Consider the following 25,778-nt stretch of genomic DNA (forward strand, 5'->3'; position numbering starts at 1 on the left):
ATGAAACAGTAAAACGCAATGTAGCGTATTTATTGTTGCATGAGCAGTTAATAAGCTACAACACAATCACAACGCAACCTGAAAGGGGTCTTCTGATGACACAACGTATCGCTTTAGTGACCGGCGGCAGCCGCGGTCTGGGTAAAAACGCCGCGTTGAAGCTGGCGGCAAAGGGAACCGATATTCTTTTGACCTATCACAGCAACCGCCAGGCGGCCCACGACGTGGTGGCGGAAATAGAGCAAAAAGGGGTCAAAGCGGCAGCATTAGCGCTGAACGTCGGCGATTCCACAACATTTGACGCATTCGCCAGCGAGGTGGCGCAGGTGCTGGCGCAGAAGTGGGGACGCACAACCTTTGATTATTTACTGAACAATGCCGGGATCGGACTCAACGCGCCCTTCGCCGAGACCAGCGAAGCGCAGTTTGACGAGCTGATGAATATCCAGTTCAAAGGGCCGTTTTTCCTGACCCAGCGTCTACTGCCTCTCCTGCAGGATGGGGGGCGTATCCTCAATGTCTCCAGCGGCCTGGCGCGCTTTGCCCTGCCGGGCTATGCGGCCTACGCCGCGATGAAGGGGGCGATGGAGGTTGTGACCCGCTATCAGGCGAAAGAGCTGGGCGGACGGGGGATATCGGTGAACATCATCGCGCCGGGGGCCATTGAGACCGACTTTGGCGGCGGGGAGGTGCGCGATAACGCCGAGGTGAATCGGCATATCGCCGCCCAGACTGCGCTGGGGCGCGTTGGGCTGCCGGATGATATCGGCGACGCCATCGCCGCCCTGCTCAGCGATGAGCTGGCGTGGATGAACGCGCAGCGTGTGGAAGTCTCGGGCGGGATGTTCCTCTGATCCTGACTGCCCCCAGCCTGTGACCGGCGGTGCGCTACGGCGCATCGCCCTCCCCACGCAGCCGACCGAACAGCCAGTCGTTGTGCCAGCGTCCGTTGAGCCAGTAGTTTTCCCGCAGCTCCCCCTCCAGCCGGAAGCCGGCTTTGAGCAGTAACTGCTTAGACGTCTCGTTGCCGGCGGTGACGCTGGCGGTCAGGCGGCGGACGCCGCCGGTGGTAAAGGCGTAGTCGCACAGCGCGCGCAGCGATTCGTAGCCGTAGCCCCGACCCTGCGCCGCCGGGGCGAAGAGAAAGCCAACCTCGGCAATGTCGCGCTGATGATGCTGGTAACCGGTCAGGCCGAGCGGGGTATGGGTCAGCCTGTCGCGCACCACCAGGCACGGCCAGTGTTCATCCCCGGGCGTCCACGGCGGCAGCCGCGAATCGAACGCCTCGCGGATGGCCGCCTGCGGTCGGGGATCGGCGACGTAGAGCATGACCTGCGGATCCTGCTGCAGGGAAAGAAAAAACGACCAGTCGTCCAGCTGCAGCGGTGAGCAGCGCAGGCGCGGCGTCAGAAGTTCAGGCATAAGCGTCGTTCCGGGCAGGGCGAATCCTCTGAACATAGCAGGAGAAAGCCGCCGGGAACAGCCCGACTAGGTTGGCTCACCGTACAGGCCAATCAGTCGGCGCACCACGCCGTTGGTCCAGCCAAAGCCATCCTGCAGGGGATACTCCCCGCCGCCGCCCTCATGGGGGACGCCGGTGGCAATATGGTATTTTTCAATCAGCTTGTGATGCTGCTTGTAAAAGTGGTTGACCGTCTGCAGCCAGCTCCAGGCAATCTCATCTCCCAGCGGATCCTGGCCGTAACGTTTAAATCCCTGGATCGCCATCCACTGCAGCGGCGCCCAGCCGTTGGGTTTATCCCACTGCTCACCGCTTTCGTATTCGGTGGCCATGATCCCCCCGGGGGTGAGCAGGCGGGCCCGCACCGCATCGGCAAGGCGTTCTGCCTGTTCGTGGGTCGCCAGGCCGACGTAAAGGGTGACGATACTGGCTGCGGAAAACAGCGCCAGCTGTTCACGGCGCCAGTCATAATCGCGGAAACAGCCGTTCTCATCATCCCACAGATAGCGGTTGACCGCCGCCCGCCGATCCTGGGCCTTCTGGCGGAAGGCCGTCTCCGTCTCGCGATCGCCCTTCAGGCCGGAGAGGTTGGCAATGGTCGTCTCCAGCTTGAACAGGAAGGCGTTCAGGTCGATGGGGATAAACTGCGTCGTGCGGATGCTGGCCAGCCGCGTGATATCCCGCAGCCAGCGGCTGGAGTAGTCCCAGCCGGACGCGGCGCCCGCCCGCAGGTCGCGGTATACTTCATTGGCGGGCCGCCCGGAGTGTCGGGCGGTCTCCACGTCTTCGCGCCACGACTCATCCCGCGGCGTGTCACGGTCGTCCCAGTAGCGATTGAGCAGGGAGCCATCCGGCATACGCACCACGTGGCGATACGCCTGGTGCGGGATCAACGACTCGGCGCCGTCCATCCAGAAGGCGTGCTCCATCTTCAGATGGTCCAGATAGCGCTTCGCGCCGCGCACGCCATCCTCTTCAAAGAGTTCGACCATCAGGGCGAACACCGGCGGCTGCGAGCGGCTGAGGTAGTAGGTGCGGTTGCCGTTCGGAATGTGGCCGTAGGTTTCAATCAGCCAGGCAAAGTTATCGGCCATGCATTTCAGCAAATCTTCCCGGCCGCTCTCCGCCAGCCCCAGCATGGTGAAATAAGAGTCCCAGTAATAGGTTTCGCTAAAGCGACCGCCGGGCACGATGTAGGCCTGCGGCAGCGCCAGTAGCGATGACCACGGGATATGATCCTGAGGCTCGCGGGTCAGCACCGGCCACAGCTTGTCGATGTGTTCTTTCAGGGTCAGGCTGGGGTCGGAGATATAGATGTCGCTCTGGCTCTCCGGCAGCCAGAAGTTGTCCTCAACGAACTGCCGCAGATCGAAGTCGGGCTGGCGTTTGACCTTGCGGTAGTTCCGCAGGATGTCCAGCGGATCGTGTTTCGGCGCGCAGTCGGGGAAGGTTTTGCTGTCCGCGAAAATGCGTGATTTCTGCACGTTGGTAAACAGCTCAAGATAGCGATCCGCCGGGGTGAGGGCATCGGACGCCGGAAGCCCCTCGATCACCTCAGGCTCCGGTTCAGCGTCTATCATCTCATCCAGCTTTAATTCGTACGGATCGGCTTCGTAGCAGGGATCGATGTCGATCCTTAACTCGTCGTCTTCAACGTGGCGTAATTTCTGGCTGAACATAGCGATACGGACCTCCGGATAGCGTGAGTTCGGGGCCGGGCATACCCGGCCTTGTCTATTAAGCGTAGACAGTCGCTTCGGTGAGTGTGAAGCAAACTGTGCGTGAGATCACGCTTTTCCGCCGAGAAGAAAAGCTGCCATTTCAAAGTACGCTGTTGATAAGTAATTAAAAATTGTACATCCTGGCGCAGATGAAATTCGGAGCATTCATTATGCAACAAAATTTTATCCCGGGGCGCTCACTCCCACGCCGCCTCCAGCATCTCCAGCAGCTGTTCGCCGCTCAGGCTGACCGGGTTGGCCTTCATCGATGAGGAGGTGCTGGCGGCCAGCGCCGCCGGTTCCAGCGCATCGCGCGCTACGCCGAGGTCGCGCAGGGTGCCAAGGCCAGCGCGATGGCTCCATTCCCGCAGACTGTCCCAGACCCGATCCACAGGGACGTCCAGCCCGTCGGCCAGCCAGCGGCGGACATCGTTAACGCGCTGGCGCAGGCCAGGGTCGTTGATCTGCGACTCATTGAGCGCCAGGCCAAACGGCAACAAACTGCCGCATAGGGCGCCGTGCGAGGCGCGGCTCAGGCCGCCCAGCGGGCCGGCGAGGCCGTGGATCACCCCCAGCCCGGCGTTCGCCAGCGCCAGTCCGCCGCACAGGCTGACCCAGGCCATCTCGTCGCGGCTGGCCGGACACTCTTGTTCCATCAGGATTTTTAGCGCGCGAATTCCCCGCGGGATCGCCTGCTGGCAGAGAGCATCGGTGAAGGGAGTGGCCCGGCTGCAGAGCCAGGGCTCGATCACCTGGGTCAGGGCGTCGAGGCCGGAGCTCAGGGTGATCCTCCGCGGCGCGTTGTCGGTTAGCGCCGGGTCGACAATCGCCAGGTCAGGCAGCATTCGGTCGTCGCGCAGGCTCACTTTCCGCTGCTGTTCCGGAACGTTGATCACCGCATTTTTGGTGGCCTCCGCGCCCGTGCCAGCGGTGGTGGGGATCGCCACGAACGGCAGGGGACTGGCTTCCAGCTGACGGCCCGTTCCCACCACCTCCAGATAGTCGATCACCGGGCCGGCGGCGGGGACCAGCGCCGCAATCGCCTTACCGGCGTCAATCACCGCGCCGCCGCCGAGGCTGACCACCGCTCTGATCCCTTTCTCGCGCGCCAGCTGGACGCCCTGCTCGATATCGCTAAGCCAGGGTTCGCGACTTATCGCCAGCGTCGTGACCGCAAGCTGCAGCGCCTCCAGCTGCTGGCGGAGAAACGCCGCCCGCTGCGGGCTGGCGCCATGCACCAGCAGGATTGGGCCGCCCTGTTGCGCCAGCCAGGGGGCGGCGCTCTCGGCCTGACCACGGCCAAAACGAATATTTGCAGGCATCAAAACGGTAAAAGGGGTCAACATGTCGGGTTCCTTTTCGGCAAACAGGCTGGAATCAACTATACACATTATCCAGCGCTCTGCCTTGTTGCTGGCTGGCAATAGAGTAGAGTGAATGAACTGTCTTTTATGGCTGAGGAATCGCTGACGATGCTAACAATTCTGGGTAAACGCTCTTCAATCAATGTACGGAAAGTGTTGTGGACCTGCGAGGAAGCCGGGCTGGCGTACCAGCAGGAAGATTACGGCAGCGGATTTAAGCCCCTGGATACGCCTGAGTTTCAGCGTCTGAATCCTAACAGCCTGGTGCCGGTGCTACTGGACGATGACTTCGTGCTCTGGGAGTCGAACAGTATCTGCCGCTATCTGGCGCGCAAAGCGGAGCGCTGGGATCTGCTGCCCGCCGAGCCGCAGCCCGCCGCCGAGGTGGAGCACTGGATGGACTGGCAGGCGACCGAGTTCAATACTGCCTGGCGCCATGCTTTTATGGGGCTGGTGCGTAAAGATCCGCGCTTTCAGGATCCGGTGGCGATTAAAGAGAGTATTGCCGCCTGGACCCACTGCGTGCGCATTGTTGAAGCGCAGCTGCAGCGTACCGGGGCGTGGGTAGCCGGCGAGCGCTTCACCCTGGCCGATATCGTGCTGGGGCTGTCGGTGCATCGCTGGAAAATGACCCCTTTCGCCCATCCGGAGATGCCAGCCGTGGAGCGCTGGTATATGGCGCTCAATCAGCGCCCGGCGTTTATGCGCCATGGCAATAACGGCGTGGCCTGAGCATAAAAAAAGAAGCCCCTGGGGGCTTCTTTTTATCATCCGGCGATCGCGTCTTAGCGCATGGTGACGAACTCTTCTGCCGCCGTCGGGTGAATGGCGACGGTGTTGTCGAAGTCTTTTTTGGTGGCGCCCATCTTCAGGGCCACCGCAAAGCCCTGCAGCATCTCATCCATCCCGAAGCCGATGCCGTGGATGCCGACAATCTTCTCTTCCGGGCCGACGCACACCAGCTTCATGCGGCACGGCTGACGGTGAGAGGTCACGGCGGTATACATCGCGGTGAAGGAAGATTTGTAGACCTTCACGGCGTCGTCGCCGTACTGCTCGCGCGCCTGCGGCTCGGTCAAGCCGACGGTGCCGATTGGCGGATGGCTGAAGACCACGGTCGGGATGTTGCTGTAGTCCAGATGCTCTTCCGGTTTGTTGTTAAACAGGCGCTCGGAGAGACGACGGCCTGCGGCCACGGCGACCGGCGTCAGCTCAACGGCGCCGGTATTATCGCCCACCGCGTAGATGCCTGGCACGTTGGTGTTCTGGAATTTATCAACGATGATGTACCCTTTATCGTTGGTTTTAACGCCCGTTGCCGCCAGATTGAAGTTGTCGGTCGCCGGTTCGCGGCCAATCGCCCAGATCAGGCAGTCAACGGTCTGGCTGCGGCCATCTTCCAGCTCCAGCGTCAGGCTGCCGTCGGCATTCTTCACCACCGCTTTCGGGATCGCATTGGTATGCAGCTGCGGGCCTTCGGCGTTCATCACTTCCACCAGGGTCTCAACGATCAGCGGATCGAAGCTGCGCAGCGGCGCGTGTTTGCGCACGAACAGGTGGGTTTCGGCGCCGAGGCCGTTAATCACCCCCGCCAGCTCAACGGCGATATAGCCTGCGCCGACCACCGCCACGCGCTTCGGCAGCGCCGGCAGTTCGAAGAAACCGTCGGAATCAATACCGTATTCGACGCCCGGAATATCCGGGTGGCTCGGCCGGCCGCCGGTGGCGATCAGGATATGGTCAGCGGTGATGATCTCGCCGTTGACTTCCACGGTGTGGGCATCGACAAAGCGCGCGAAGCCTTTGATCACGTCGACTTTATTCTTACCCAGTACGTTGTCGTAAGAGGTATGAATACGGTCGATATAGGCGCTACGGCTGGCGACCAGCTTCTCCCAGTCAAAATGGTTGATGGTGGTATCGAAACCGTAGTCCGGGCCGTAAAGATGAATCGCTTCGCGGATCTGCGCCGCATGCCACATCACCTTTTTCGGCACGCAGCCGACGTTGACGCAGGTGCCGCCCAGCTCTTTGGCTTCAATCAGCGCGCACTTCTGGCCGTACATGGCCGCGCGGTTAATTGAGGCGATACCGCCGCTACCGCCGCCGATGGCGAGGTAATCATAATGTTTGCTCATGCCCATATGTCCTTAATCGTTGATTGCCGCGATTGTAGCGCGAGGCTTAAAAGGTTCCACCGATGGTTGCGATTACTCCGGTACGATCCAGCTGACGGTGGCGTGGCCGGTGCCGGTCGGAACCAGTTTGCTGTGCAGCCACGGCAGCACGTTATTCATCTGCTGCTCCAGCTTCCACGGCGGGTTGATGACGATCATCCCGGAGGCGGTCATGCCGCGCTGGTCGCTGTCCGGACGCACCGCCAGCTCAATCTGCAGGATTTTGCGGATGCCGGTGGCTTCTAACTCTTTGATCATGCGTTTGATTTGCGCGCGCAGCACCACCGGGTACCACAGAGCGTAGGTGCCGGTGGCGAAGCGTTTGTAGCCTTCGTTAATCCCGGTGACCACCGCCTGATAGTCGGTTTTAATTTCGTACGGCGGGTCGATCAGAATCAAACCGCGGCGCGATACCGGCGGCAGCTTGGCTTTCAGCTGCTGGTAGCCATCGGCTTTATCGACGCGCGCGCGGCTGTCTTTCTGGAATTCAGCGCGCAGCAGCGGGAAGTCGCTCGGGTGCAGCTCGGTCATCTGCAGGCTGTCCTGCTCGCGCAGCAGCTGGCGGGCAATCAGCGGCGAGCCCGGGTAGTAGCGCAGCTGGCCGTTACGGTTGAAGTGTTCTACGACCGAAATATACGGCTCCAGCTCTGCCGGCAGGTCGTCCTGCTGCCAGATGCGGGCGATGCCTTCAAGATACTCGCCGGTACGTTCGGCGTGCTCGCCGCTCAGCTGATAGCGGCCCGCGCCGGCGTGAGTGTCCAGGTAGAGAAACGGTTTTTCTTTCTCTTTCAGTGATTCAATGATCAGGCTCTGAACGGTGTGTTTGAGGACGTCGGCGTGGTTGCCTGCGTGAAAGCTGTGGCGATAACTGAGCATGGATGCAGAGATTCCGGGAAGTAAACAAGTTAACCGATAGTTTACCGCAGATCGGCCGAGATTACCGCTGCGCCGCCGCGCTGTTTCATTTCTGCTAAAAGCGTTGCAAAACATAACGCTGTCATAAAAACGTCAAACGGCCGCGCTAGCGTCGGGTACAGGCAAGGTAATTATTTGAATAAAAGGAAAAATAATGAAAAGGCAACTCTCGCTGCTGGCCGTCGCGCTGCTGCTGGCGCAACCAGTTCTGGCTAAAGACATCCCGCTGAACAGGGCGGCGGCCCTCGCCAATAGCGTGACGCCGGCTGCCTCCAGCCAGGCGTATGACGATCTTGAGCAACAGGCGCTGGCGCAGCTACGCCACGCTCTGCAGGGGGATGCCGCCGCGCTGACCCGCGATCGGCTGGCGCACGCCAAACAAAACCAAACTCAGGCCGATACCGCCTGGCTGAAGGCCAGCGGCTATGACTTCCAGACCCGGGCCAACCAGCAGGCGGGCATTACGCTGCTGTCGGCGTTCAGCACCCTGCCGGAGACCGTCGTGAAGCAGAATCTGGCGACGGTGACCGCCATCAATCGCGACGCCGTGCAGACCACGCGCCGTCAGGCGCTGGCCGATGCGGAAGGCATTAGCTACCTCTACTTCCTCAGCGACGCGCTGGGGCCACGCCTTGGCAAAGCGTTTCTGACCGCCTATGACCAGGGCGCGCTGGGGAAAGCGGCAGCATTGATCAAAGCCTCGGAGGTCAGCACCGGCGAGGCGAAAAAGCACTTCAACAATCCGCGGCCGTTTCTGGTGCAGGGCAACACCATTCACCTGGTGCCTGACGATGTGGTGGTGAAAGATAACCAGCCCTACACCGCCGACGGCGGCTCGTTCCCCAGCGGCCACACCAACACCGGCTATACCGATGCGCTGCTGCTGGCGGCGATGATCCCGGAGCGCTACGACGCGCTGGTGGCGCGCGGCGCCCGCTATGGCTACTCGCGCATCGTGCTGGGCGTCCACTACCCGCTGGACGTGATCGGCTCGCGGATGGTGGCCGAGCGCAACGTGGCCCACTATCTTAACGATCCGCACTACCGGGTATTATTTAACGAAGCCCGCGATCAGCTGCGCGCCGCGCTGGCGAGGGCCTGCGGCACATCGCTTGCCGAGTGCGCGAAGAGCAGCGTGAAAGACGATCCCTGGCGCGATCCGGCGATGCGTGATTTCTCTCGCTTCACCATGACCTACGATCTGCCGCAGCAGAAGGGTCCGCAGCCGCGTTTACAGGTGCCGGAGGGGGCGGAAGTGCTGCTGGAAGATGCCCTGCCGCATCTGTCAGCGGCCCAGCGTCGGGCGCTGATGGTCAACACCGCGCTGCCGGCGGGTTACCCGCTATCCGGCACCACCCCCGAACAGCAATTCTGGCAGCGGCTGAATCTGTCGGCGGCCTGGGAGATGGCGCAAAAAAGGCATTAATGTGGTTTCCGGCACGCTGCACTGCGTGTCGCGCTTTTCCGGCAACGGGCGGACTTATCGCAGCAATACCCAGGCTGACGCACCGCCCGTCATTGAAATTCCCCCAACTATCCCCCATTCTAGATCTCATGCATAAGCGCCGGACGCGCGCTTCATTCACCCTTTTCAACAGGACAGCGCATATGACCAATCCATTATTGACGCCTTTCTCCCTGCCGCCTTTTTCTGCGATCAAACCAGAGCACGTGGTCCCTGCGGTCACCAAAGCGCTGGAGGATTGCCGGGCCGCGGTGGAAAGCGCGGTGGCGCATGGCGCGCCGTATAGCTGGGAAAATCTTTGCCAGCCGCTGGCGGAAGTGGACGATGTGCTGGGACGCATCTTCTCGCCTGTCAGCCATCTGAATTCGGTTAAAAACAGCCCTGAACTGCGTGAGGCCTACGAACAGACGCTGCCGCTGCTCTCCGAGTACAGCACCTGGGTCGGCCAGCATGAAGGCCTGTATAAAGCCTACCGCGACCTGCGCGATGGCGATAACTACGCCACGCTGAATACCGCGCAGAAAAAAGCGGTTGATAACGCGCTGCGCGATTTTGAATTATCCGGGATTGGCCTGCCGCCGGAGGCGCAGAAACGCTACGGTGAAATCGCCGCGCGCCTCTCTGAGCTGGGCAACCAGTACAGCAACAACGTCCTCGACGCCACCATGGGCTGGAACAAGCTGGTGACCGATGTCGCCGATCTGGCCGGCATGCCGGAAAGCGCGCTGGCCGCCGCTCAGGCTCAGGCGCAGGCCAAAGAGCAGGAAGGGTATCTGCTGACCCTGGATATTCCGAGCTATCTGCCGGTGATGACCTACTGCGATAACCAGGCGCTGCGCGAAGAGATGTATCGCGCCTATTCCACCCGCGCCTCCGATCAGGGCCCGAACGCCGGGAAATGGGATAACAGCCCGGTGATGGCGGAGATCCTCGCCCTGCGTCACGAGCTGGCGCAGCTGTTGGGCTTTGACAGCTATGCGTATAAATCCCTCGCCACCAAAATGGCGAAGGATCCGCAGCAGGTGCTCGACTTTCTCACCGACCTGGCAAAACGCGCCCGTCCGCAGGGCGAAAAAGAGCTGGCCCAGCTGCGCGCCTTCGCCAAAGCCGAGTTTGGCGTCGATGAGCTGCAGCCGTGGGACATTGCCTACTACAGCGAAAAACAGAAGCAGCACCTCTACAGCATCAGTGATGAGCAGCTGCGCCCCTATTTCCCGGAAAACAAAGCCGTTAGCGGCCTGTTTGAAGTGGTTAAGCGCATTTACGGTATTACCGCTAAAGAGCGTACCGATGTCGATGTGTGGCATCCGGAAGTGCGCTTCTTCGAGCTGTATGACGAACACAACGAGCTGCGCGGCAGCTTCTATCTCGACCTGTATGCCCGCGAACATAAGCGCGGGGGGGCGTGGATGGACGACTGCGTCGGCCAGATGCGTAAACTGGATGGTTCCCTGCAGAAGCCGGTCGCCTACCTGACCTGTAACTTCAACCGCCCGGTCAACGGCAAGCCGGCGCTGTTCACCCATGACGAAGTGATCACCCTGTTCCACGAGTTCGGCCACGGTCTGCACCATATGCTGACCCGCATCGACACCGCCGGGGTTTCCGGCATCAGCGGGGTGCCGTGGGATGCGGTCGAGCTGCCGAGCCAGTTTATGGAGAACTGGTGCTGGGAGCCGGAAGCGCTGGCGTTTATCTCCGGCCATTATGAAACCGGTGAACCGCTGCCGCAGGAGCTGCTGGAGAAAATGCTGGCGGCGAAAAACTACCAGGCGGCGATGTTTATTCTGCGCCAGCTGGAGTTCGGCCTGTTCGATTTCCGCCTGCATGCGGAGTACAAACCGGAGCAGGGGGCGAAAATCCTTGAGACCCTGGCCGAGATTAAAAAGCAGGTCGCCGTGGTGCCGGGGCCGACCTGGGGCCGCTTCCCGCACGCCTTCAGCCACATCTTCGCTGGCGGCTATGCGGCAGGTTACTACAGCTACCTGTGGGCCGACGTGCTGGCGGCAGACGCCTTCTCACGCTTCGAAGAAGAGGGGATTTTCAACCGTGAAACCGGTCAGTCGTTCCTCGACAATATCCTGAGCCGCGGCGGTTCCGAAGAGCCGATGGAGCTGTTCAAACGCTTCCGCGGGCGCGAGCCGCAGCTGGACGCGATGCTGGAGCATTACGGGATCAAAGGCTGATTGCTACGTGAAGATCTGCTTAATTGATGAAACAGGCGCCGGTGACGGCGCCTTATCTGTTTTAGCCGCCCGCTGGGGGCTGGAGCAGGATGACGATAACCCGATGGCGCTGGCGCTGACGACGGAGCATCTGGAGCTACGCAAGCGCGATGAGCCCAAGCTTGGCGGCATCTTCGTCGATTTCGTCGGCGGGGCGATGGCCCACCGGCGCAAGTTTGGCGGCGGCCGCGGCGAAGCGGTGGCTAAAGCGGTGGGTATTAAAGGCGATTACCTGCCGGATGTCGTCGATGCGACGGCCGGGCTGGGACGCGATGCCTTTGTGCTGGCGTCGGTCGGCTGTCGCGTGCGGATGCTGGAGCGTAATCCGGTGGTCGCCGCGCTGCTCGATGATGGCCTGGCGCGCGGCTATGCTGACGCGGAAATCGGCGGCTGGCTGCAGGAGCGGCTGCAGCTGATCCACGCCTCCAGCCTGACGGCGTTAACCGATATCACCCCGCGCCCGCAGGTGGTGTACCTCGATCCGATGTTCCCGCATAAGCAGAAAAGCGCGCTGGTGAAGAAAGAGATGCGCGTCTTTCAGTCGCTGGTGGGGCCGGATTTAGACGCCGATGGCCTGCTGGCCCCGGCGCGCCAGCTGGCGACCAAACGAGTGGTGGTCAAGCGCCCGGATTATGCGCCGCCGCTGGCGGATGTCGCCACGCCGAATGCGGTGGTGACCAAAGGGCATCGGTTTGATATTTACGCCGGTACGCCGGAGTAATATTACGCCGTGGTGGTAACTCCCGGATAGCGGCGCAACGCGCCTTATCCGGGCTACCGAATCGTCGCCCGGCTCAGCGTAGCGCAAGCCGGGAACCACAATATCTGAACAAACGGCGCCAGTGCGGATCGGCCATCTCAAACGGTTATTCGGCGCTGGCCGGGGTATTAATCATCCGGTTCAGCCACGGCACCATCAGCGCCATTACCACCGTGACGCCCAGCGTCACCAGGCCAATTTTACTGAACACATTGGTGTAGACCGGCAGGGTCTGCAGCGGGTCGGTGATGTTTTCCGGCACCGCGGTAAAGGTCGCCACATAGCCGCCCAGCAGGAACGCGGCGGCCTGGGTCAGAAACCACATCCCCAGAATAAAGCCCATCAGATGCTGCGGCACCAGCGCGGCAACCATCGCCAGCCCCAGAGCGCTGATTAACAGTTCCCCCAGACTCTGGAACAGATAGACCAGCACAATAAACCACGGCGAGGTTAACCCCTGGGCGTCGGCGAACCACATCCCGGCCGCCGCGGCGGTCAGGAAGCCCAGCGCGCAGAGGAACATCCCGAGGGTAAATTTCACCGGCATGGTCAGGTCTTTACCCTTATGACCGAGATGGGTGTAGATCGCCGCCAGCACCGGGCTGGCGACCACTACCCAGAAGGGATTCAGCGCCTGGAAGCTGACCGGGTTGATGGTAAAGCCAAGGATCTCATGATGGACGTTGTTGATGGCGAAGAAGTTCAGCGAGGTCGGCATCTGGGCATACAGAATGTAAAACAGCACCGCCTCGATCATCAGAATAAAGGCGACGAACATTTTGTTGCGTCCAGTTTTATCGAGGCGAAACGCCTCACGGAAAAAGAACGCAATAACCACGACCGACAGAACAATCAGCACCAGGTTGGCGATCATCACGTTATGCATCAGCCAGGCGCAGAGAAAAATCATTACCACCGTACCGGCCAGCACCAGCGCCAGATTGCGTAGGCTGAGGGGGCGATGATCCGGCTCGGAGCCAATATCTTTCACCATCCCGCGGCAGGCGAAGTAGACCAGCAGCGCGATAATCAGCCCCGCGCCGCACAGGTTATAGGTTACCGCGTAGCCAAATTTTTCGGCGATCACCGGCGCCAGCGACAGCGACAGCAGCGAACCGATGTTTATCGACATATAGAACAGGGTAAATGCCCCGTCGAGACGGGCATCCTTCGGCGGATAGCATTTGGAGAGCAGGCTCGCCGGGTTGGCTTTAAACAAACCGTTGCCGACGGCGATGGTGCCGAGAGCGATAAAGATCAGCTGCGGTTTCAGCAGCGACATCCCGGTCATAAAGTAGCCGATAGCCAGCACAATGGCGCCGAGCACCAGCGTGCGTTTGGTCCCCAGCAAATGGTCGCCCACGTAGCCGCCGATGGAGATCAGCCCGTAAACCAGCGCCGCGAAGGCGCCGAAGGTGATAAAGGCCTGTTCCTGAGAGAAGCCCAGCTGTTTAACAAAGAAGACCGCCAGGATCCCCTGAACGCCGTAATAGCCAAAACGTTCCCAGAGCTCCACAAAGAAGATCATAAAGAACGGACGAGGTTGCTGCAGCAAGCCCGTAGGTGCAGTTGTATTCATATTCCTTCGCCTTGTATTACTTTCCCAAAAAGTATGAACGCGTATGCCAGAACGCGCCGAAAATGTCTGATAACTCGCCATGCTGCGGTTATTGGCTTATGGAATAGATTATTATATAGATATTTCGCCGAATAACTGGTTGATCACACTAATTTAATGGCGATTTTATGGATTGAAGTTCTGCCGCATGGCGAGGGAAAGCGAAAATAAAAAACGCCCGCATCGGCGGGCGTATTGCGCGGATAAAACGAGACGGTTATTCGTCTTCTTCGTCGCGCAGCGGGACGATCAGCATGTCGACATGAACGGTGTTAATCAGCTGGCGGGCAGAGGACATCAGCTTGCTCCAGAAGTCCTGATGATGGCCGCAGACCACCAGGTCCATATCGTATTTTTTAATCGCATCGACCAGCACCTGGCCAAGGTCGCCGCTGCCGCTCAGGGTCTCGGTGATGGGATAGCCTGCGTTGGTCGAGAGCTCGGTCAGCGCGTGATGGGTCTCTTCGGAGATGCGTTTTTGCATGTCGCCGAGGTTAACGTCAATCAGCCCGGTGTAGAGGTCGGAGTAATTCACATCCACATGGATCAGGGAGACTTTCGCGTTATACGGGCGGGCCATAGAAACGGCTTTTTCAACCAGTACTTTACTCTCCGGGGACAGGTCTACTGCAATCAGAATATGTTTGTAAGCCATAGTGTTACTCCTTCCATAAGTTTGTCGATGACCATTGGACCTGACAGCTGGCGCTGCCGTTTCGCCCGCGTCCTGCGTGCTACATTCGCGGGAGGGTAGCCTTTAAGGACTTCATTGTAGAAGATATTTCCTACCTTATAGCGCCCCCCGCACTCCGTCAATGCACTGGGTTCACCTAAAAGTTAAACAAATTTATCCGTCTTACGTATTGATAACGAATAACCTTGTGGTAAAAAAATTAATGGATCTCCTACACTATTTAATGAGCCGGTCGGAAAAATAAATGTGATCGGAATCGCACTCTTTACGGTATCGTCGTGGGTTATTTGGGGAGCGGTAGCCGCGGAGGTTTTCTCCGTAGGCGGGTCGCCGGGGAGGAGGTATGATCAGCACTATTGCGCTGTTTTGGGCCCTGTGTGTCGTTTGTGTGGTGAATATGGCACGCTACTTCTCATCGTTGCGTGCATTATTGGTGGTGCTACGTGGTTGCGATCCCTTGCTCTATCAGTATGTTGATGGCGGCGGCTTTTTTACCTCGCACGGGCAGCCCAGCAAACAGATGCGGCTGGTGTGGTATATCTATGCCCAGCGCTACCGTGACCATCACGATGATGAATTTATTCGTCGCTGCGAACGTGTTCGTCGCCAGTTTATCCTGACCAGCGCCCTGTGCGGCCTGGTGGTGGTGAGCCTGATTGCGCTGATGATCTGGCACTAACGTTTCAGAATAAAAAAACGGGCCAGCAAGCTGGCCCGTTTTGAACGAATAACGCTTAAATCAGTTTCAGGGAGAGCCAGTAAAGGACGCCTGAAAGGATAATCGCTGCCGGCAGGGTCAGCACCCAGGCCATCAGAATGCTGGTCACCGTCTTTTTCTGCAGACCACCGCCATCCACCAGCATCGTCCCCGCTACCGAGGAGGAGAGTACGTGGGTGGTGGAAACCGGCATCCCGGTGTAGCTCGCCAGACCGATAGAAACCGCTGCGGTCATCTGAGCCGACATCCCCTGAGCGTAGGTCATGCCTTTCTTACCAATCTTCTCACCGATGGTGGTCGCCACGCGGCGCCAGCCGATCATGGTGCCGATACCCAGCGCCAGCGCGACAGCCATGATAATCCAGATTGGCGCGTACTCGATGGTGCTCAGCATATCGGTTTTCAGTTTCTTCAGCAGACGCTGGTCGTCAGCGCTCACATCCGGCAGCTTCGCCACCTTGTCGGTGGTGTCGGAGATGCAGAGCATGATGCGACGCAGCTGGCCGCGCTGTTCCGGTTTTAGCGACTCGTAGTTCTCAACGCCGGTCAGCATGGTTTTGACGCGGTCAAGGGCGTTGATGGTGTTCGCCGGATGGCAGTGGAACTCGCCATTGGCCGCGGTATTGGTATCCGGAGAAGGCACCAGCTGATCGACGCCGGTGGCTTTTTTCAGCAGTTCAGGACGCTGCTGGAAGAAGGTTTCCACGTTGTTGACCGCATCGCGGGTACGGGTGATTTCGTAACCAGAGGCATTCATATTCACCACGAAACCCGCCGGCGCGACGCCGATCAGCACCAGCATCACCAGGCCAATGCCTTTCTGCCCATCGTTAGCACCGTGAGAGAACGACACGCCAATAGCAGACAGGATCAGCGCGATACGGGTCCAGAACGGCGGCTTTTTCTTACCGTCTTTCTTTTCACGCTCTGCGGGCGTGAGGTGGATACGCGCGCGTTTTTTGGTTCCGCTCCAGTAGCGACGCAGCAGGAAAATCAGGCCGCCCGCGATCACCAGACCGACGATCGGCGAGATGATAAGCGAAGCAAAAATACCGATGACTTTCGGGATATTCAGCGCATCAACCACGGAAGTACCGGTCATCAGCGCATTGGTTAAACCAATGCCGATGATGGCGCCAATCAGGGTATGAGAACTGGAAGCTGGAAGACCGAAGTACCAGGTGCCGAGGTTCCAGATGATCGCCGCCAGCAGCATAGAGAACACCATGGCGAGGCCATGTGCGGAACCCATGTTAAGCAGCAGATCGGTCGGCAGCATATGCACGATGGCATAGGCTACGCTGAGACCGCCCAGCAGAACGCCGAAGAAGTTGAAGAGCGCCGCCATCGCCACAGCGAGCTGTGAGCGCATTGCGCGAGTGTAGATAACCGTAGCCACCGCGTTTGCGGTATCATGGAAACCGTTAATCGCTTCGTAAAACAGTACAAAAGCTAAAGCAAGCAATAATAATAGTCCGGTATGTAAATCCAGACCGGCAAATAAATGTAGCATAGGACGTTACGCCATTTTGAGGACATGAACGCGGCGCATTATCAGTGACTTTAGCGGCGCGGGCAAAGTGAAATATAGACTTTTTTTGATTTTCTTCCTGTTTAGGTTTTACCCTGTTGGGAGTAATCCTATATCTTTCAATGATGTATCTAATGCGGGATTTTTCCCGCTGGTGTGACCAGAGTGAAATATTTACAAAACCCGACAATTGGGGAACGAGGAACGCGGTGTGGAAAGGTTTGATGCCATTGTCGTTGGCGCCGGAGCGGCGGGAATGTTTTGCGCAGCGCAGGCGGGCCAGCTTGGCTGCCGCGTCCTGCTGCTGGATAACGGCAAAAAGCCGGGGCGAAAAATTCTGATGTCCGGCGGCGGCCGCTGCAACTTTACCAACATGTATGTTGAACCGGCGGCCTATTTGAGCCAAAACCCGCATTTTTGCAAATCTGCCCTGGCGCGCTACACCCAGTGGGACTTTATCGAGCAGGTCGGCAAATATGGCATCGCCTGGCATGAGAAGACCCTCGGCCAGCTGTTTTGCGATGATTCGGCGGAGCAGATCGTCAATCTGCTGCTCGCGGAATGTGAAAAGGGCGGCGTGCAGATCCGTCTGCGCAGCGAAATCCTCAGCGTGGAGCACGATGAACAAGGCTACCGGCTACAGGTGAACGGCGAAACGCTGATGACCAAAAAGCTGGTGATCGCCTCCGGCGGTCTGTCGATGCCGGGGCTCGGCGCCTCGCCGTTTGGCTATAAAGTCGCCGAGCAGTTCGGCCTGAAGGTGCTGCCGACCCGCGCGGGACTGGTGCCGTTTACCCTCCACAAGCCATTGCTTGAGCAGCTGCAGGTCCTCTCCGGCGTGTCGGTGCCGTCGACCATTACCGCCGAGAACGGCACTCTGTTTCGCGAAAATCTGCTGTTCACCCACCGCGGCCTTTCCGGACCGGCGGTGCTGCAAATTTCCAGCTACTGGCAGCCCGGCGAGTTCGTCACCGTTAATCTGCTACCGGACTGCGATCTTGATGACTTCCTTAACGAGCAGCGCAGCGCGCATCCCAACCAGAGCCTGAAGAACACCCTGGCGATGCAGCTGCCGAAGCGGCTGGTGGAGTGTCTGCAGCAGCTGGGGCAGATACCTGATGTGACGCTCAAGCAACTGAACGTTCGCGATCAGCAGACGCTGGTGGAGACGTTAACCGCCTGGCGCGTGCAGCCGAACGGCACCGAAGGCTACCGGACGGCGGAGGTGACCCTCGGCGGCGTGGACACCAACGAACTCTCGTCGCGTACTATGGAGGCGCGTAAGGCGCCGGGTCTCTACTTTATCGGCGAAGTGATGGACGTTACCGGCTGGCTCGGGGGGTATAACTTCCAGTGGGCGTGGTCAAGCGCCTGGGCCTGCGCGCAGGCGCTGGTGGAAGGGTAATCTACGCGTCCGGGCGCCCTGGTGCCCGGACGTATATGATCAGTTCAACCCAAGAAAATACTGGGCGATTTTGAAATAGATAATCAGCCCGGTGCCATCAATCAGCGTGGCGATAAACGGCGCGGAAACTACCGCCGGGTCAATGCCGATCCGCTTAAGCACCATCGGAATGACCGAGGAGACAATCGCGCTCCACAGGGTAATGCACACCAGCGTCAGGCTGACGATGAGCGTGATTTCCATGCCAATCCCCATCATCCAGGCGCGCAGGCAGCCCGCCAGGCCCAAAGTCAGGGCAATCAGAAACGAGGTCGATACCTCTTTGCGGATCACCCGCCCCATATCGCGCAGTCGCACTTCCCCCAGCGCCATCGAGCGCACCAGCGTCGAGGTGATCTGCGTTCCGCTGTTGCCGCCGGTGCCGATGAGCAGCGGAATAAAGAAGGCCAGCGCGATGGCCGATTCCAGGGCTTCTTCGAAATGCTGCAGTACGCTGCTGGTGTAGGCTTCGGCCACGAACAGCAGCAGCAGCCACACCGAGCGTTTTTTCCACAGCGTCCAGGGGCTGATCTCGAGGTACGGTTTTTCCAGCGGCAGCGTTGCCCCCTGCAGCTGAGCATCTTCGGTGACGTCATCCTCCAGCAGATGGGCGATCTCCTTCTCCATCAGGCAGCCGACCAGCTCGCCTTTATCGACGACGGGGACCAGGTCGAGGCCGCGCTCGCTGAGCTCGGCAATCACCTGCTGGCGCTCATCGTCAGGTTTGACGCGAAACAGGCAGCTGTCCATCAGGTGGCGGATAGACTGGTTGATATCCGTTTCCTGGAGTAGCTTTTTGACCGACAGGCTGCCACGCAGCTTCTTGCCAGCGACGACAAACACCTGCCCGGGAATATCATCGCTGGCCAGCTGGGAGATAAAGTGTTCGCACGCCTCATGAACGCTGAGATGTTCCTGCAGCGTAATAAAATCGGTACGCATGTACTGGGCGATCGCATCGCCGTCGAAGCCAGAGGTCGCCTGATGGGCGGCGCAGAGTTGAATGGAAGACATGTTTAAAAATCCCTATAAAAAATCACTCATAGGGGCGAACAAGACAGGGTTAGCGCAGGCAGATCCCTACGTCCTGGTTTTAGCACTGCATAACGTATCTGAACGGTCATGACCGCCAGAAGTTACCTTGGCAACACCTTGATTCGATGGAAGCCTGTATTTCCCTGAGTGGTCTCTCTCGATACCAACAGGGCGGTAACTTGTATTTATGCAGGAGCCTCGCCATAACGAGATCGTTAAATGAGGCGCCATTATTGGCGAAGCGGGATAATTAACAAAGCGTATAATTTATATGGTTTATCAACTGTTGATAAACCCCCCAAGAATTTTCAAATAATTAATCATCCGCTAAACACTGCAAATGCCCATGGCGCACGCCGCGCTGGGCAATCACGTCGTCGGCAAAATGCTGTACCTCGGCCATATCACCTTTCAGCACCGCAATCTCCAGGCAGTCGTCATGACTGATATGCACATGCAGCGTGGCGACGGAGAGATCGTGATGATGATGCTGGGTGGCCACCAGCCGGCTCGCCAGTTCGCGTTTCTCATGTTCATACACGTACGACAGGACGGCATACCCGCGCCGTGATTCCGGCGACGGAGGATCCTGGTTGAGGGCGTCGCGCAGAATATCGCGTACCGCCTCCGAACGGTTGTGGTAGCCGCGGCGGGCGCTTAGCGCATCGAGGGCGGCCAGCAGGTCATCATCAAGGGTCAGAGTTACGCGCTGCATGGCATGGCCTCGTTAAGCAGAGTGGCAGGAAAAGGGGGGAGCACCGCCTGCTGGAGCGCCTGTCCGGCAGGGGAACGCAGGCGTAGCGGTAGACTAACCGTTGCGGTTTCGACGATGCGCCCGTGCTCCATCACCAGCACTCGCTGGCAAAAGCGCTCCACCAGCCGCAGGTCATGGGTGATGAACAGGCAGGCGGTGTCAAACTGCGCCTGTAGACGCTTCAGCAGGGCGATAATCTCCGCCTGCAGCAGCAGATCGAGATTTGAAACCGCTTCATCAAGGATCAACAGCTGCGGCCGTACCGCCAGGGCGCGTGCCAGGCAGACGCGCTGCAGCTGTCCGCCGCTGACCTGCGCCGGGCGCTTATCGAGCAGCGACGGCGCGAGGTCGACGGCCAGCAGCATCTCTTCCACCCGCCGCGCACGCGCCTCACGCGACAAGCACAACAGATGGCGCAGCGGCTCGCTGACGATCTCGCGCACCGTTTTGCGCGGATTCACCGCGCTGAAGGCATCCTGAAATACCAGCTGAATATCACGGCGGAAGGCGCCGATGGCCTCGCCCTTCAGGGCGGCCAGCGGCGTGCCGCGCCAGGCAATATCACCGTGCTGCGGCGTTTCCAGACCTACCAGCATCCGCGCCAGGGTGCTTTTCCCACAGCCGCTGCGTCCGAGCAGGGCCACCGTTTCGCCGGGGGCGATGGCGAGATGGATCGCATGCAGGACCCTGCCGTGGTGAGGATAATCGTGACTCACCCCGGTAGCGCTGAGTAAATTCATGGTGTTTTCTCCAGACCGTATAACGCCAGATGCGCGGCCAGCAGGCGCTGGCTGAGCGGGTGCCGCGGGGCGCTAAATAGCGTATTCACATCGCAGTGTTCAACGAGGCGACCGTTCTCCATCACCGTTACGTGATGCGCCAGCCGCGCCACGACGCCCATGTCATGCGTCACCAACAGCAGTCCCAGACCGCGCCTGGCGACAATATCCGCCAGCAGGTCGAGGATGCGCGCCTGGGCGATGGCATCGAGATCGGTCGTCGGCTCGTCGGCGATGATAAAGGGCGCGCGGCTGAGCAGGGCGAGAGCGACCATCATCCGTTGCAGCATGCCCCCGCTCATTTCAAAAGGGTAGCGCTTCAGTAGCGCCCGCGGATTGTCCAGACCGACCTCCTCCATCGCTGCCAGCAGCACGGCGTCATTCGTTTCACGACCCGCTGCCCGGCAGGTTTCCCGGACATGCGCGGCCATGGTCTGCAGCGGGTTAAAGGCGCTACGCGGGTTCTGCATGATGGTGGCGATGGTCGCCCCGCGCAGCTGTTCGCCGTGCACCGGAATGCCGTCGAGAAGCACCCGGCCGGCGGTTTGCCTGACGCCGGGCGGCAGCAGGCCCAGCGCGGCGGCGCAGGTCAGCGATTTTCCGCAACCACTGCTGCCGAGCAGCGCCAGCACCTGGCCGCGGCGCAGGGTGAAGGAGACGTCGCTGACCAGCGGTCGGTCAGCGGCAAGCGAGATCTGTTCCAGTTGGATCTTCTGCGGCATCAGTGGCTATGCTCCGCGATCAGGTGGGGATCGAGACGATCGCGCAGCGCGTCGCCCAGCAGGTTAAAAGCCATCACGCTGATGAACAGCGCCAGCCCCGGCCAGACCATTTGCAGCGGCTGGGTCCAGATATACTGCCGGGCGTCGTTGATCATCACCCCCCATTCCGCCGTCGGCGCGCTGACGCCGAGACCGAGGAACGACATGCCGGCTACGTGAAGCATCATATGGCCGATATCCAGCGAGGCGAGCACCAGCAGCGAGGGGATCACCGCGCCGGCCAGATGGTCGCTGAACAGCCGCCACTGGCTGGCGCCGCTCAGACGGGCGGCGAGGATAAATTCGCGCTGGCGCAGGGAAACCACCAGGTTACGCACCATTCTGGCGTACCAGGCCCAGTGCGACAGCGCAATGGCGAGGATCACATTGGTCAGCCCGGTACCCAGCACTCCCACCATAAAGAACGACAGGATCGAGGTCGGAAAAGTCATAAACAGTTCGGCGATGCGCATCAGGCCGCGGTCGGCGCGGCCGCCCAGCAGTCCGGCGCTGCCGCCGACCGCCAGGCCGATCAGCAGCACCAGCAGCAGACAAGCCATCACCGCCCCCAGCGAAACGCGGGTGGCGGCCAGCAGGCGTGAGAAAATATCCCGGCCGAGATGATCGGTGCCGAGCCAGTGCGCTGCGCCCGGCGGCAGCAGCCGCTGCTGAAGGTCAATCGCCGCTGGATCCCAGGGCAGCCACCAGCCGCTGCCGATGGCGATGACCGCCAGCAGCGCGATAACCAGCATGGCCAGTTTTACCGGCCAGCGAAAGCTTTGTAGCCCTCTCATGCGCTCACCTCCTCGTGGCGGCGCAGGCGCGGGTCGAGCGCCGCGTTAAGCACATCCACCGCCAGATTAGCCAGCACGAACACCGTCACCATCATCAGGGTAAAGCACTGGAGCACCGGGTAATCGCGATTGAAAATGGCGGAAACTGCGTAGCGGCCGACCCCGGGCCAGGCAAAGATATTTTCGATAATCATGGTGCCGCCGATCAGCTCGCCAATGTGCATGCCCATGGCGGTCACCACCGGCAGGGTGGCATTGCGCAGGATATGTCGGCGCTCCACCTGGCGCGCGCTCAATCCGCGTAGCCGCGCCCATATCACGTGACGCTGGCTGGCGGCGTCCAGCATGCTGGCGCGCAGCAGGCGGGCGTTGATCGCCAGCGACATAAAGGCGATGGAGACGGCGGGCAAAATCAGGTGCTGCCAGTCGCCATACCCCATCGCCGGGAGCCACTGCAGATGCACGGAAAAGAGCATCACCAGCAGAAAGGCCAGCCAGAAGTTGGGCATTGAGACGCCGAGGAAGGCAATCAGCCGTACGATATAGTCCGGCAGGCGATCGCGATGGCGCGCCGCCCAGATGCCCAACGGCAGGGAGGTGACGAGGATCAGCGCCAGCGCCGCGCCGGTGAGCAGCAGGGTGGCCGGCAGGAAGTGCAGCAGGTCGTCCAGCACCGGGCGCTGGGTGGCATAGGAGAGACCGAAATCCAGGTGCAGCGCCCGCCATAGCCAGTGCAGATACTGCATTGCCAGCGGCTGGTTGAGCCCCAGCAGCTCGCGGGTCGAGGCAACCATCTCTTCAGTGGGCGGCAGGTTCGACAGGCGTAAATAATCCAGCGCCGGGTCGCCGGTGCCGAGCCGCAGCAGCAGAAAGATGATGGCTGAGGCGGCGAGCAGCAGCGGGATCAGCAGCAGCAGGCGGCGTAAAATATAGCGTAGCATTATGGCGTTACCGGGGTAATCTGGTCGAAAGGGATCTCGCTGGTCACCGGGGCGAACGGGATCTCCCCGACCTCCTGGCGCGCGACCGACATCAGCGAGACATAGCTGATGGGCAGATACACCGCGTCCTGATGCAGACGGGTCAGCACATCATGGTACAGTTTTCTCCGCTGCGCCTCGTCACCGGTGGTCAGCACTTCACTAATCTCTTTATCAATCAGTGCCTTGTCTGGCAGGCCGCGCTGGGCCTGGTAATCCGCATGCGACGGGACGCGCATCGAGCTTAAAAAGGCATGCGGATCGTAGGGCGCGCCCCAGGTGCGATTGAAGATCATGCCGAAGCGGCCTTCGCGCTGGCGCGCGTAAATGCTGCTTTCCTCCTCGCCCACCAGGGTGACCTGCACGCCGACCTGCCGCAGATTGGCCTGAATAATTTCGGCCATCGATTTAGCCAGCGCGTCGGTGCCAATAAACGCCAGCTCAATCGCCAACGGTTGCCCGGCTTTTTGTCGCCAGGGCTGGCCCTCCAGCTGCTGCCAGCCGGCCTGTTCCAGCAGGGCGCGGGCTTTTGTCGGGTCGTAACGGCGCGGCGTCAGATCCTGCGGGGCGTAAGGGACGGAGGGGGCAAACAGGGTGTCGGCAACCTGCTGGGTGCCATACAACACGCTATCGACAAGGGTCTGTTTATCGACGGCGTAGTTGAGCGCCTCACGAACCGCCTGCTCGCGGGTCGGGCCCTGGCTGGCGTTTAGCGCCAGCATTACCGTCTCCGCCGGGGCGGACAGGCGCGCCACGTAGCCGGGGTGATGGCGAAAGCGTTCGAAGGTGTCCAGCGGCAGCAGCCCTTCATCGCCGTAGAGCATATCGATTTCCTCGGTTTCGAACGCCACCGCCCGGCTGGTAGCGTCGGGGATCACCTTGATGGTGATTTGCTGTAGCGCGGGTTTGCGACCCCAGTAGCGCTCATTGCGCACCAGCACATCGCGCTGATTGAGCTGCGAGCTTGCCAGCCGCCACGGGCCGGTGCCGATCGGGGCTTTAATGCCCCTGGCGGTGCCGCCATCGATAAACTGCGAGGGGGCGATGAAGCGGAACGGGCGGGGCAGGGCCAGCTCTTGCAGTAAGGGGGCGTAGGCGCTTTTCAGGGTGATCTGCAGCTCGGTGGCGCTGAGGGCCCGCACGTCGGTTATTTGGTTGGCGAGCTCAAGCCAGGCGTGGCGTTGGCGGTTGGCCAGCACCGCCTGAAAATTGGCCGCCGCGGCCTGGGCGTTAAACGGTTCGCCGTTGGAGAAGGCCACATCGTCGCGCAGGGTGAACCACCAGGTTTTTCCGTCGGCGGAGTGACGCCAGCGGGTTGCCAGCCAGGGCTGTACGCTGCCGTCAGCCTGATACTTCACCAGCGGTTCATAGACCATGCTTTGGGCAAACATCTGGTTGGGCGTATAGAGATGGGGATTCAGCGGGCCGACGTTAACCGGCCAGGCGGTGGTGAGCTGGTACGGCGCGGCCTGAGCCAGCAGAGGGACGCAGGCGACCAGCGCCAGCAGGGTGAGGCGGATTATAGACAAGACGGCAATCTCAACGACAGGAAAGTATGACGATTTTAGTGATTCATCATACTTTGGGAGTAACCTGGATCAATATTGCGCCGGAAAGTATAAGAAAATCGTATCATTACGCCCAGGCGACCAGCGCCGCCTTACCCCTCAGGGCGTCCGGAACAACGCCAGCAGCGTGTCCACCTGTTCGTCGATCGGCGCCAGGTCCCGCTTGACGATCAGATGCAGCGGCGTCGCGCGGCGCGCGCCATGGCTGAGGGGCAACCGCTTCAGCACGCCCTGGTCGAGATGGGGGCGAATGCGCTCCTCCGGCAGCCAGCCGAAGCCGACCTGATACATCACCGCATCAATGGCGGCATCAATGGTGGAGAAGGTCCAGGCGTCTCGCGGCGCCTGGCTATCGCCGCCCTGATCGGCAATGCGCACCAGCGGCCACGGCGCCAGCGCGCTATCCTCCAGCGGTCCGTCCAGCGCGGCGAGAGGGTGGTCGCGGTGGGCGACGGCGATGAAATCAATATTCATCAGCCACTCCCCGCGGCCGGTAATATCCTGGCGGCGGGTCAACACCATCACATCGGCTTCCGTCCGCGCCGCGCTCTCGTCATCCAGGTTTTCCAGCACTTCGGTGAGCCTGACCTGAGTCTGCGGATAGCGCTGCTGAAACTGGCGTAAAATCGCGAACAGCCGCTGGCGCGGGAAAATACTGTCGACCACCAGATCCAGGCGGGTCCGCGCCCCGTTGCGCAGAGTGGCGGCGTGCGTCTCGACGTAGGCGAAGGCCTGCAGCAGCGGCTTGACCTGATTCAGCAGTAGTTCGCCAGCCGGCGTCAGCACCGCCCGCCGGCCGGACGGCGCCAGCAGCGCCACGCCTAAGCGCTCCTGCAGCAGCGCGAGGTTATAGCTTACCGATGACTGACTGCGATTGGTCTCCTCCGCCGCTCTGGCAAAGCTCCCCAATTCCACTACCTTTTCGAGTAACGCCCACTGCTCCAGGGTTGTCTTGTGCATAATCAATCTAAAATTTGAATGTATTTAATCCAAACATAGCGTTATTCATTCAT

At 60.2% G+C, this 25,778-nt stretch carries 23 protein-coding genes and 1 riboswitch; of the genes, 7 read left to right on the forward strand and 16 right to left on the reverse strand.

The features are described from left to right. Positions 1-95 precede the first annotated feature (95 nt). On the forward strand, positions 96-854 hold the full coding sequence (locus ACR809_RS01215; protein WP_122051035.1) for an SDR family NAD(P)-dependent oxidoreductase: 759 nt from the start codon (positions 96-98) through the stop codon (positions 852-854). A gap of 34 nt (positions 855-888) precedes the next feature. Here ACR809_RS01215 and ACR809_RS01220 read toward each other — a convergent pair whose 3' ends face one another. The 3 genes from ACR809_RS01220 to ACR809_RS01230 form a co-directional block, all read right to left on the reverse strand. Continuing rightward, the gene (locus ACR809_RS01220; protein ID WP_096608714.1) at positions 889-1,422 is read right to left on the reverse strand and encodes a GNAT family N-acetyltransferase; all 534 of its coding nucleotides are present in this window, start codon (positions 1,420-1,422) and stop codon (positions 889-891) included. A gap of 66 nt (positions 1,423-1,488) precedes the next feature. Beyond that, entirely contained in the window at positions 1,489-3,141 is a 1,653-nt protein-coding gene (locus ACR809_RS01225; protein WP_004150117.1) for an alpha,alpha-trehalase, read from the reverse strand. A gap of 239 nt (positions 3,142-3,380) precedes the next feature. Further along, on the reverse strand, positions 3,381-4,529 hold the full coding sequence (locus ACR809_RS01230) for an iron-containing alcohol dehydrogenase (protein ID WP_108452789.1): 1,149 nt from the start codon (positions 4,527-4,529) through the stop codon (positions 3,381-3,383). A gap of 126 nt (positions 4,530-4,655) precedes the next feature. On the opposite strand from ACR809_RS01230, the gene ACR809_RS01235 reads away from it, so the two are divergent. Next, positions 4,656-5,279 carry a glutathione S-transferase family protein gene (locus tag ACR809_RS01235; RefSeq protein WP_004173953.1) on the forward strand — a complete coding sequence of 208 codons (624 nt, stop codon included), beginning with the start codon at positions 4,656-4,658 and terminating at the stop codon, positions 5,277-5,279. Positions 5,280-5,332: 53 nt separating this feature from the next. Here the strand turns inward: ACR809_RS01235 and gorA are convergent, their stop codons facing one another. Continuing rightward, positions 5,333-6,685, reverse strand: coding sequence for a glutathione-disulfide reductase (gene gorA, locus ACR809_RS01240; RefSeq protein WP_002921271.1), 1,353 nt, complete (start codon positions 6,683-6,685; stop codon positions 5,333-5,335). Between the two features lie 72 nt (positions 6,686-6,757). After that, complete coding sequence (locus ACR809_RS01245) at positions 6,758-7,600, reverse strand: 23S rRNA (adenine(2030)-N(6))-methyltransferase RlmJ (protein WP_002921269.1); 843 nt, start codon at positions 7,598-7,600, stop codon at positions 6,758-6,760. 193 nt (positions 7,601-7,793) lie between these two features. Between ACR809_RS01245 and ACR809_RS01250 the strand changes: the two genes are divergently transcribed. The 3 genes from ACR809_RS01250 to rsmJ all read left to right on the forward strand — a co-directional run bounded on the left by ACR809_RS01250 (position 7,794) and on the right by rsmJ (position 12,050). Next, positions 7,794-9,065 (forward strand): acid phosphatase, encoded by a 1,272-nt coding sequence (locus ACR809_RS01250; protein ID WP_032433666.1) that lies wholly within the window; start codon positions 7,794-7,796, stop codon positions 9,063-9,065. A 182-nt stretch (positions 9,066-9,247) separates the two neighbouring features. Beyond that, positions 9,248-11,290: an oligopeptidase A gene (gene prlC, locus ACR809_RS01255; RefSeq protein WP_004151426.1), complete on the forward strand. Its 2,043-nt coding sequence runs from the start codon at positions 9,248-9,250 to the stop codon at positions 11,288-11,290. A gap of 7 nt (positions 11,291-11,297) precedes the next feature. Next, positions 11,298-12,050 carry a 16S rRNA (guanine(1516)-N(2))-methyltransferase RsmJ gene (rsmJ, locus tag ACR809_RS01260; protein ID WP_004188262.1) on the forward strand — a complete coding sequence of 251 codons (753 nt, stop codon included), beginning with the start codon at positions 11,298-11,300 and terminating at the stop codon, positions 12,048-12,050. Between the two features lie 145 nt (positions 12,051-12,195). Here the strand turns inward: rsmJ and dtpB are convergent, their stop codons facing one another. Both dtpB and uspA read right to left on the reverse strand, forming a co-directional pair. Further along, positions 12,196-13,668 (reverse strand): dipeptide/tripeptide permease DtpB, encoded by a 1,473-nt coding sequence (gene dtpB, locus ACR809_RS01265; RefSeq protein ID WP_002921264.1) that lies wholly within the window; start codon positions 13,666-13,668, stop codon positions 12,196-12,198. A 256-nt stretch (positions 13,669-13,924) separates the two neighbouring features. Continuing rightward, positions 13,925-14,362 (reverse strand): universal stress protein UspA, encoded by a 438-nt coding sequence (gene uspA / locus ACR809_RS01270; protein ID WP_004145166.1) that lies wholly within the window; start codon positions 14,360-14,362, stop codon positions 13,925-13,927. 382 nt (positions 14,363-14,744) lie between these two features. Between uspA and uspB the strand changes: the two genes are divergently transcribed. Next, positions 14,745-15,080 (forward strand): universal stress protein UspB, encoded by a 336-nt coding sequence (gene uspB, locus ACR809_RS01275; protein ID WP_002921203.1) that lies wholly within the window; start codon positions 14,745-14,747, stop codon positions 15,078-15,080. A gap of 55 nt (positions 15,081-15,135) precedes the next feature. Here the strand turns inward: uspB and pitA are convergent, their stop codons facing one another. Then, positions 15,136-16,632: an inorganic phosphate transporter PitA gene (gene pitA, locus ACR809_RS01280; RefSeq protein ID WP_002921200.1), complete on the reverse strand. Its 1,497-nt coding sequence runs from the start codon at positions 16,630-16,632 to the stop codon at positions 15,136-15,138. Positions 16,633-16,861: 229 nt separating this feature from the next. Between pitA and ACR809_RS01285 the strand changes: the two genes are divergently transcribed. Continuing rightward, complete coding sequence (locus tag ACR809_RS01285) at positions 16,862-18,055, forward strand: NAD(P)/FAD-dependent oxidoreductase (protein ID WP_122051036.1); 1,194 nt, start codon at positions 16,862-16,864, stop codon at positions 18,053-18,055. A gap of 39 nt (positions 18,056-18,094) precedes the next feature. On the opposite strand, the gene ACR809_RS01290 is transcribed toward ACR809_RS01285, so the two are convergent. The 8 genes from ACR809_RS01290 to ACR809_RS01325 all read right to left on the reverse strand — a co-directional run bounded on the left by ACR809_RS01290 (position 18,095) and on the right by ACR809_RS01325 (position 25,725). Beyond that, positions 18,095-19,108: a magnesium transporter gene (locus tag ACR809_RS01290; protein WP_064156822.1), complete on the reverse strand. Its 1,014-nt coding sequence runs from the start codon at positions 19,106-19,108 to the stop codon at positions 18,095-18,097. A 57-nt stretch (positions 19,109-19,165) separates the two neighbouring features. After that, a riboswitch (M-box (ykoK) riboswitch) is annotated at positions 19,166-19,347 on the reverse strand. A 98-nt stretch (positions 19,348-19,445) separates the two neighbouring features. After that, positions 19,446-19,844: a nickel-responsive transcriptional regulator NikR gene (nikR, locus tag ACR809_RS01295; protein ID WP_002921188.1), complete on the reverse strand. Its 399-nt coding sequence runs from the start codon at positions 19,842-19,844 to the stop codon at positions 19,446-19,448. Then, entirely contained in the window at positions 19,832-20,623 is a 792-nt protein-coding gene (gene nikE / locus ACR809_RS01300) for a nickel import ATP-binding protein NikE (protein ID WP_004173958.1), read from the reverse strand. Before nikE ends, nikR begins: the two co-directional genes overlap by 13 nt. Next, entirely contained in the window at positions 20,620-21,384 is a 765-nt protein-coding gene (locus tag ACR809_RS01305; RefSeq protein ID WP_064156821.1) for a nickel import ATP-binding protein NikD, read from the reverse strand. Before ACR809_RS01305 ends, nikE begins: the two co-directional genes overlap by 4 nt. Then, entirely contained in the window at positions 21,384-22,217 is an 834-nt protein-coding gene (nikC, locus tag ACR809_RS01310; RefSeq protein WP_019705031.1) for a nickel ABC transporter permease subunit NikC, read from the reverse strand. Before nikC ends, ACR809_RS01305 begins: the two co-directional genes overlap by 1 nt. Continuing rightward, the gene (gene nikB / locus ACR809_RS01315) at positions 22,214-23,158 is read right to left on the reverse strand and encodes a nickel ABC transporter permease subunit NikB (protein WP_064156820.1); all 945 of its coding nucleotides are present in this window, start codon (positions 23,156-23,158) and stop codon (positions 22,214-22,216) included. The genes nikC and nikB overlap by 4 nt, the downstream gene beginning before the upstream one ends. Beyond that, positions 23,158-24,726: a nickel ABC transporter substrate-binding protein gene (gene nikA / locus ACR809_RS01320; RefSeq protein WP_032104452.1), complete on the reverse strand. Its 1,569-nt coding sequence runs from the start codon at positions 24,724-24,726 to the stop codon at positions 23,158-23,160. The genes nikB and nikA overlap by 1 nt, the downstream gene beginning before the upstream one ends. A 138-nt stretch (positions 24,727-24,864) precedes the next feature. Further along, positions 24,865-25,725, reverse strand: coding sequence for a LysR family transcriptional regulator (locus tag ACR809_RS01325; protein WP_122051038.1), 861 nt, complete (start codon positions 25,723-25,725; stop codon positions 24,865-24,867). Positions 25,726-25,778 lie beyond the last annotated feature (53 nt).

Source organism: Klebsiella sp. CD33 (genome assembly GCF_051992865.1).
Taxonomy (GTDB): domain Bacteria; phylum Pseudomonadota; class Gammaproteobacteria; order Enterobacterales; family Enterobacteriaceae; genus Klebsiella; species Klebsiella pneumoniae.

Bases quoted from the DNA above. Each gene is read 5' to 3' on its own strand.
- ACR809_RS01215 (WP_122051035.1), top strand. From the start codon at position 96: ATGACACAACGTATCGCTTTAGTGACCGGCGGCAGCCGCGGTCTGGGT.
- ACR809_RS01220 (WP_096608714.1), bottom strand. From the start codon at position 1,422: ATGCCTGAACTTCTGACGCCGCGCCTGCGCTGCTCACCGCTGCAGCTG.
- ACR809_RS01225 (WP_004150117.1), bottom strand. From the start codon at position 3,141: ATGTTCAGCCAGAAATTACGCCACGTTGAAGACGACGAGTTAAGGATC.
- ACR809_RS01230 (WP_108452789.1), bottom strand. From the start codon at position 4,529: ATGTTGACCCCTTTTACCGTTTTGATGCCTGCAAATATTCGTTTTGGC.
- ACR809_RS01235 (WP_004173953.1), top strand. From the start codon at position 4,656: ATGCTAACAATTCTGGGTAAACGCTCTTCAATCAATGTACGGAAAGTG.
- gorA (WP_002921271.1), bottom strand. From the start codon at position 6,685: ATGAGCAAACATTATGATTACCTCGCCATCGGCGGCGGTAGCGGCGGT.
- ACR809_RS01245 (WP_002921269.1), bottom strand. From the start codon at position 7,600: ATGCTCAGTTATCGCCACAGCTTTCACGCAGGCAACCACGCCGACGTC.
- ACR809_RS01250 (WP_032433666.1), top strand. From the start codon at position 7,794: ATGAAAAGGCAACTCTCGCTGCTGGCCGTCGCGCTGCTGCTGGCGCAA.
- prlC (WP_004151426.1), top strand. From the start codon at position 9,248: ATGACCAATCCATTATTGACGCCTTTCTCCCTGCCGCCTTTTTCTGCG.
- dtpB (WP_002921264.1), bottom strand. From the start codon at position 13,668: ATGAATACAACTGCACCTACGGGCTTGCTGCAGCAACCTCGTCCGTTC.
- uspA (WP_004145166.1), bottom strand. From the start codon at position 14,362: ATGGCTTACAAACATATTCTGATTGCAGTAGACCTGTCCCCGGAGAGT.
- uspB (WP_002921203.1), top strand. From the start codon at position 14,745: ATGATCAGCACTATTGCGCTGTTTTGGGCCCTGTGTGTCGTTTGTGTG.
- pitA (WP_002921200.1), bottom strand. From the start codon at position 16,632: ATGCTACATTTATTTGCCGGTCTGGATTTACATACCGGACTATTATTA.
- ACR809_RS01290 (WP_064156822.1), bottom strand. From the start codon at position 19,108: ATGTCTTCCATTCAACTCTGCGCCGCCCATCAGGCGACCTCTGGCTTC.
- nikR (WP_002921188.1), bottom strand. From the start codon at position 19,844: ATGCAGCGCGTAACTCTGACCCTTGATGATGACCTGCTGGCCGCCCTC.
- nikE (WP_004173958.1), bottom strand. From the start codon at position 20,623: ATGAATTTACTCAGCGCTACCGGGGTGAGTCACGATTATCCTCACCAC.
- ACR809_RS01305 (WP_064156821.1), bottom strand. From the start codon at position 21,384: ATGCCGCAGAAGATCCAACTGGAACAGATCTCGCTTGCCGCTGACCGA.
- nikC (WP_019705031.1), bottom strand. From the start codon at position 22,217: ATGAGAGGGCTACAAAGCTTTCGCTGGCCGGTAAAACTGGCCATGCTG.
- nikB (WP_064156820.1), bottom strand. From the start codon at position 23,158: ATGCTACGCTATATTTTACGCCGCCTGCTGCTGCTGATCCCGCTGCTG.
- ACR809_RS01325 (WP_122051038.1), bottom strand. From the start codon at position 25,725: ATGCACAAGACAACCCTGGAGCAGTGGGCGTTACTCGAAAAGGTAGTG.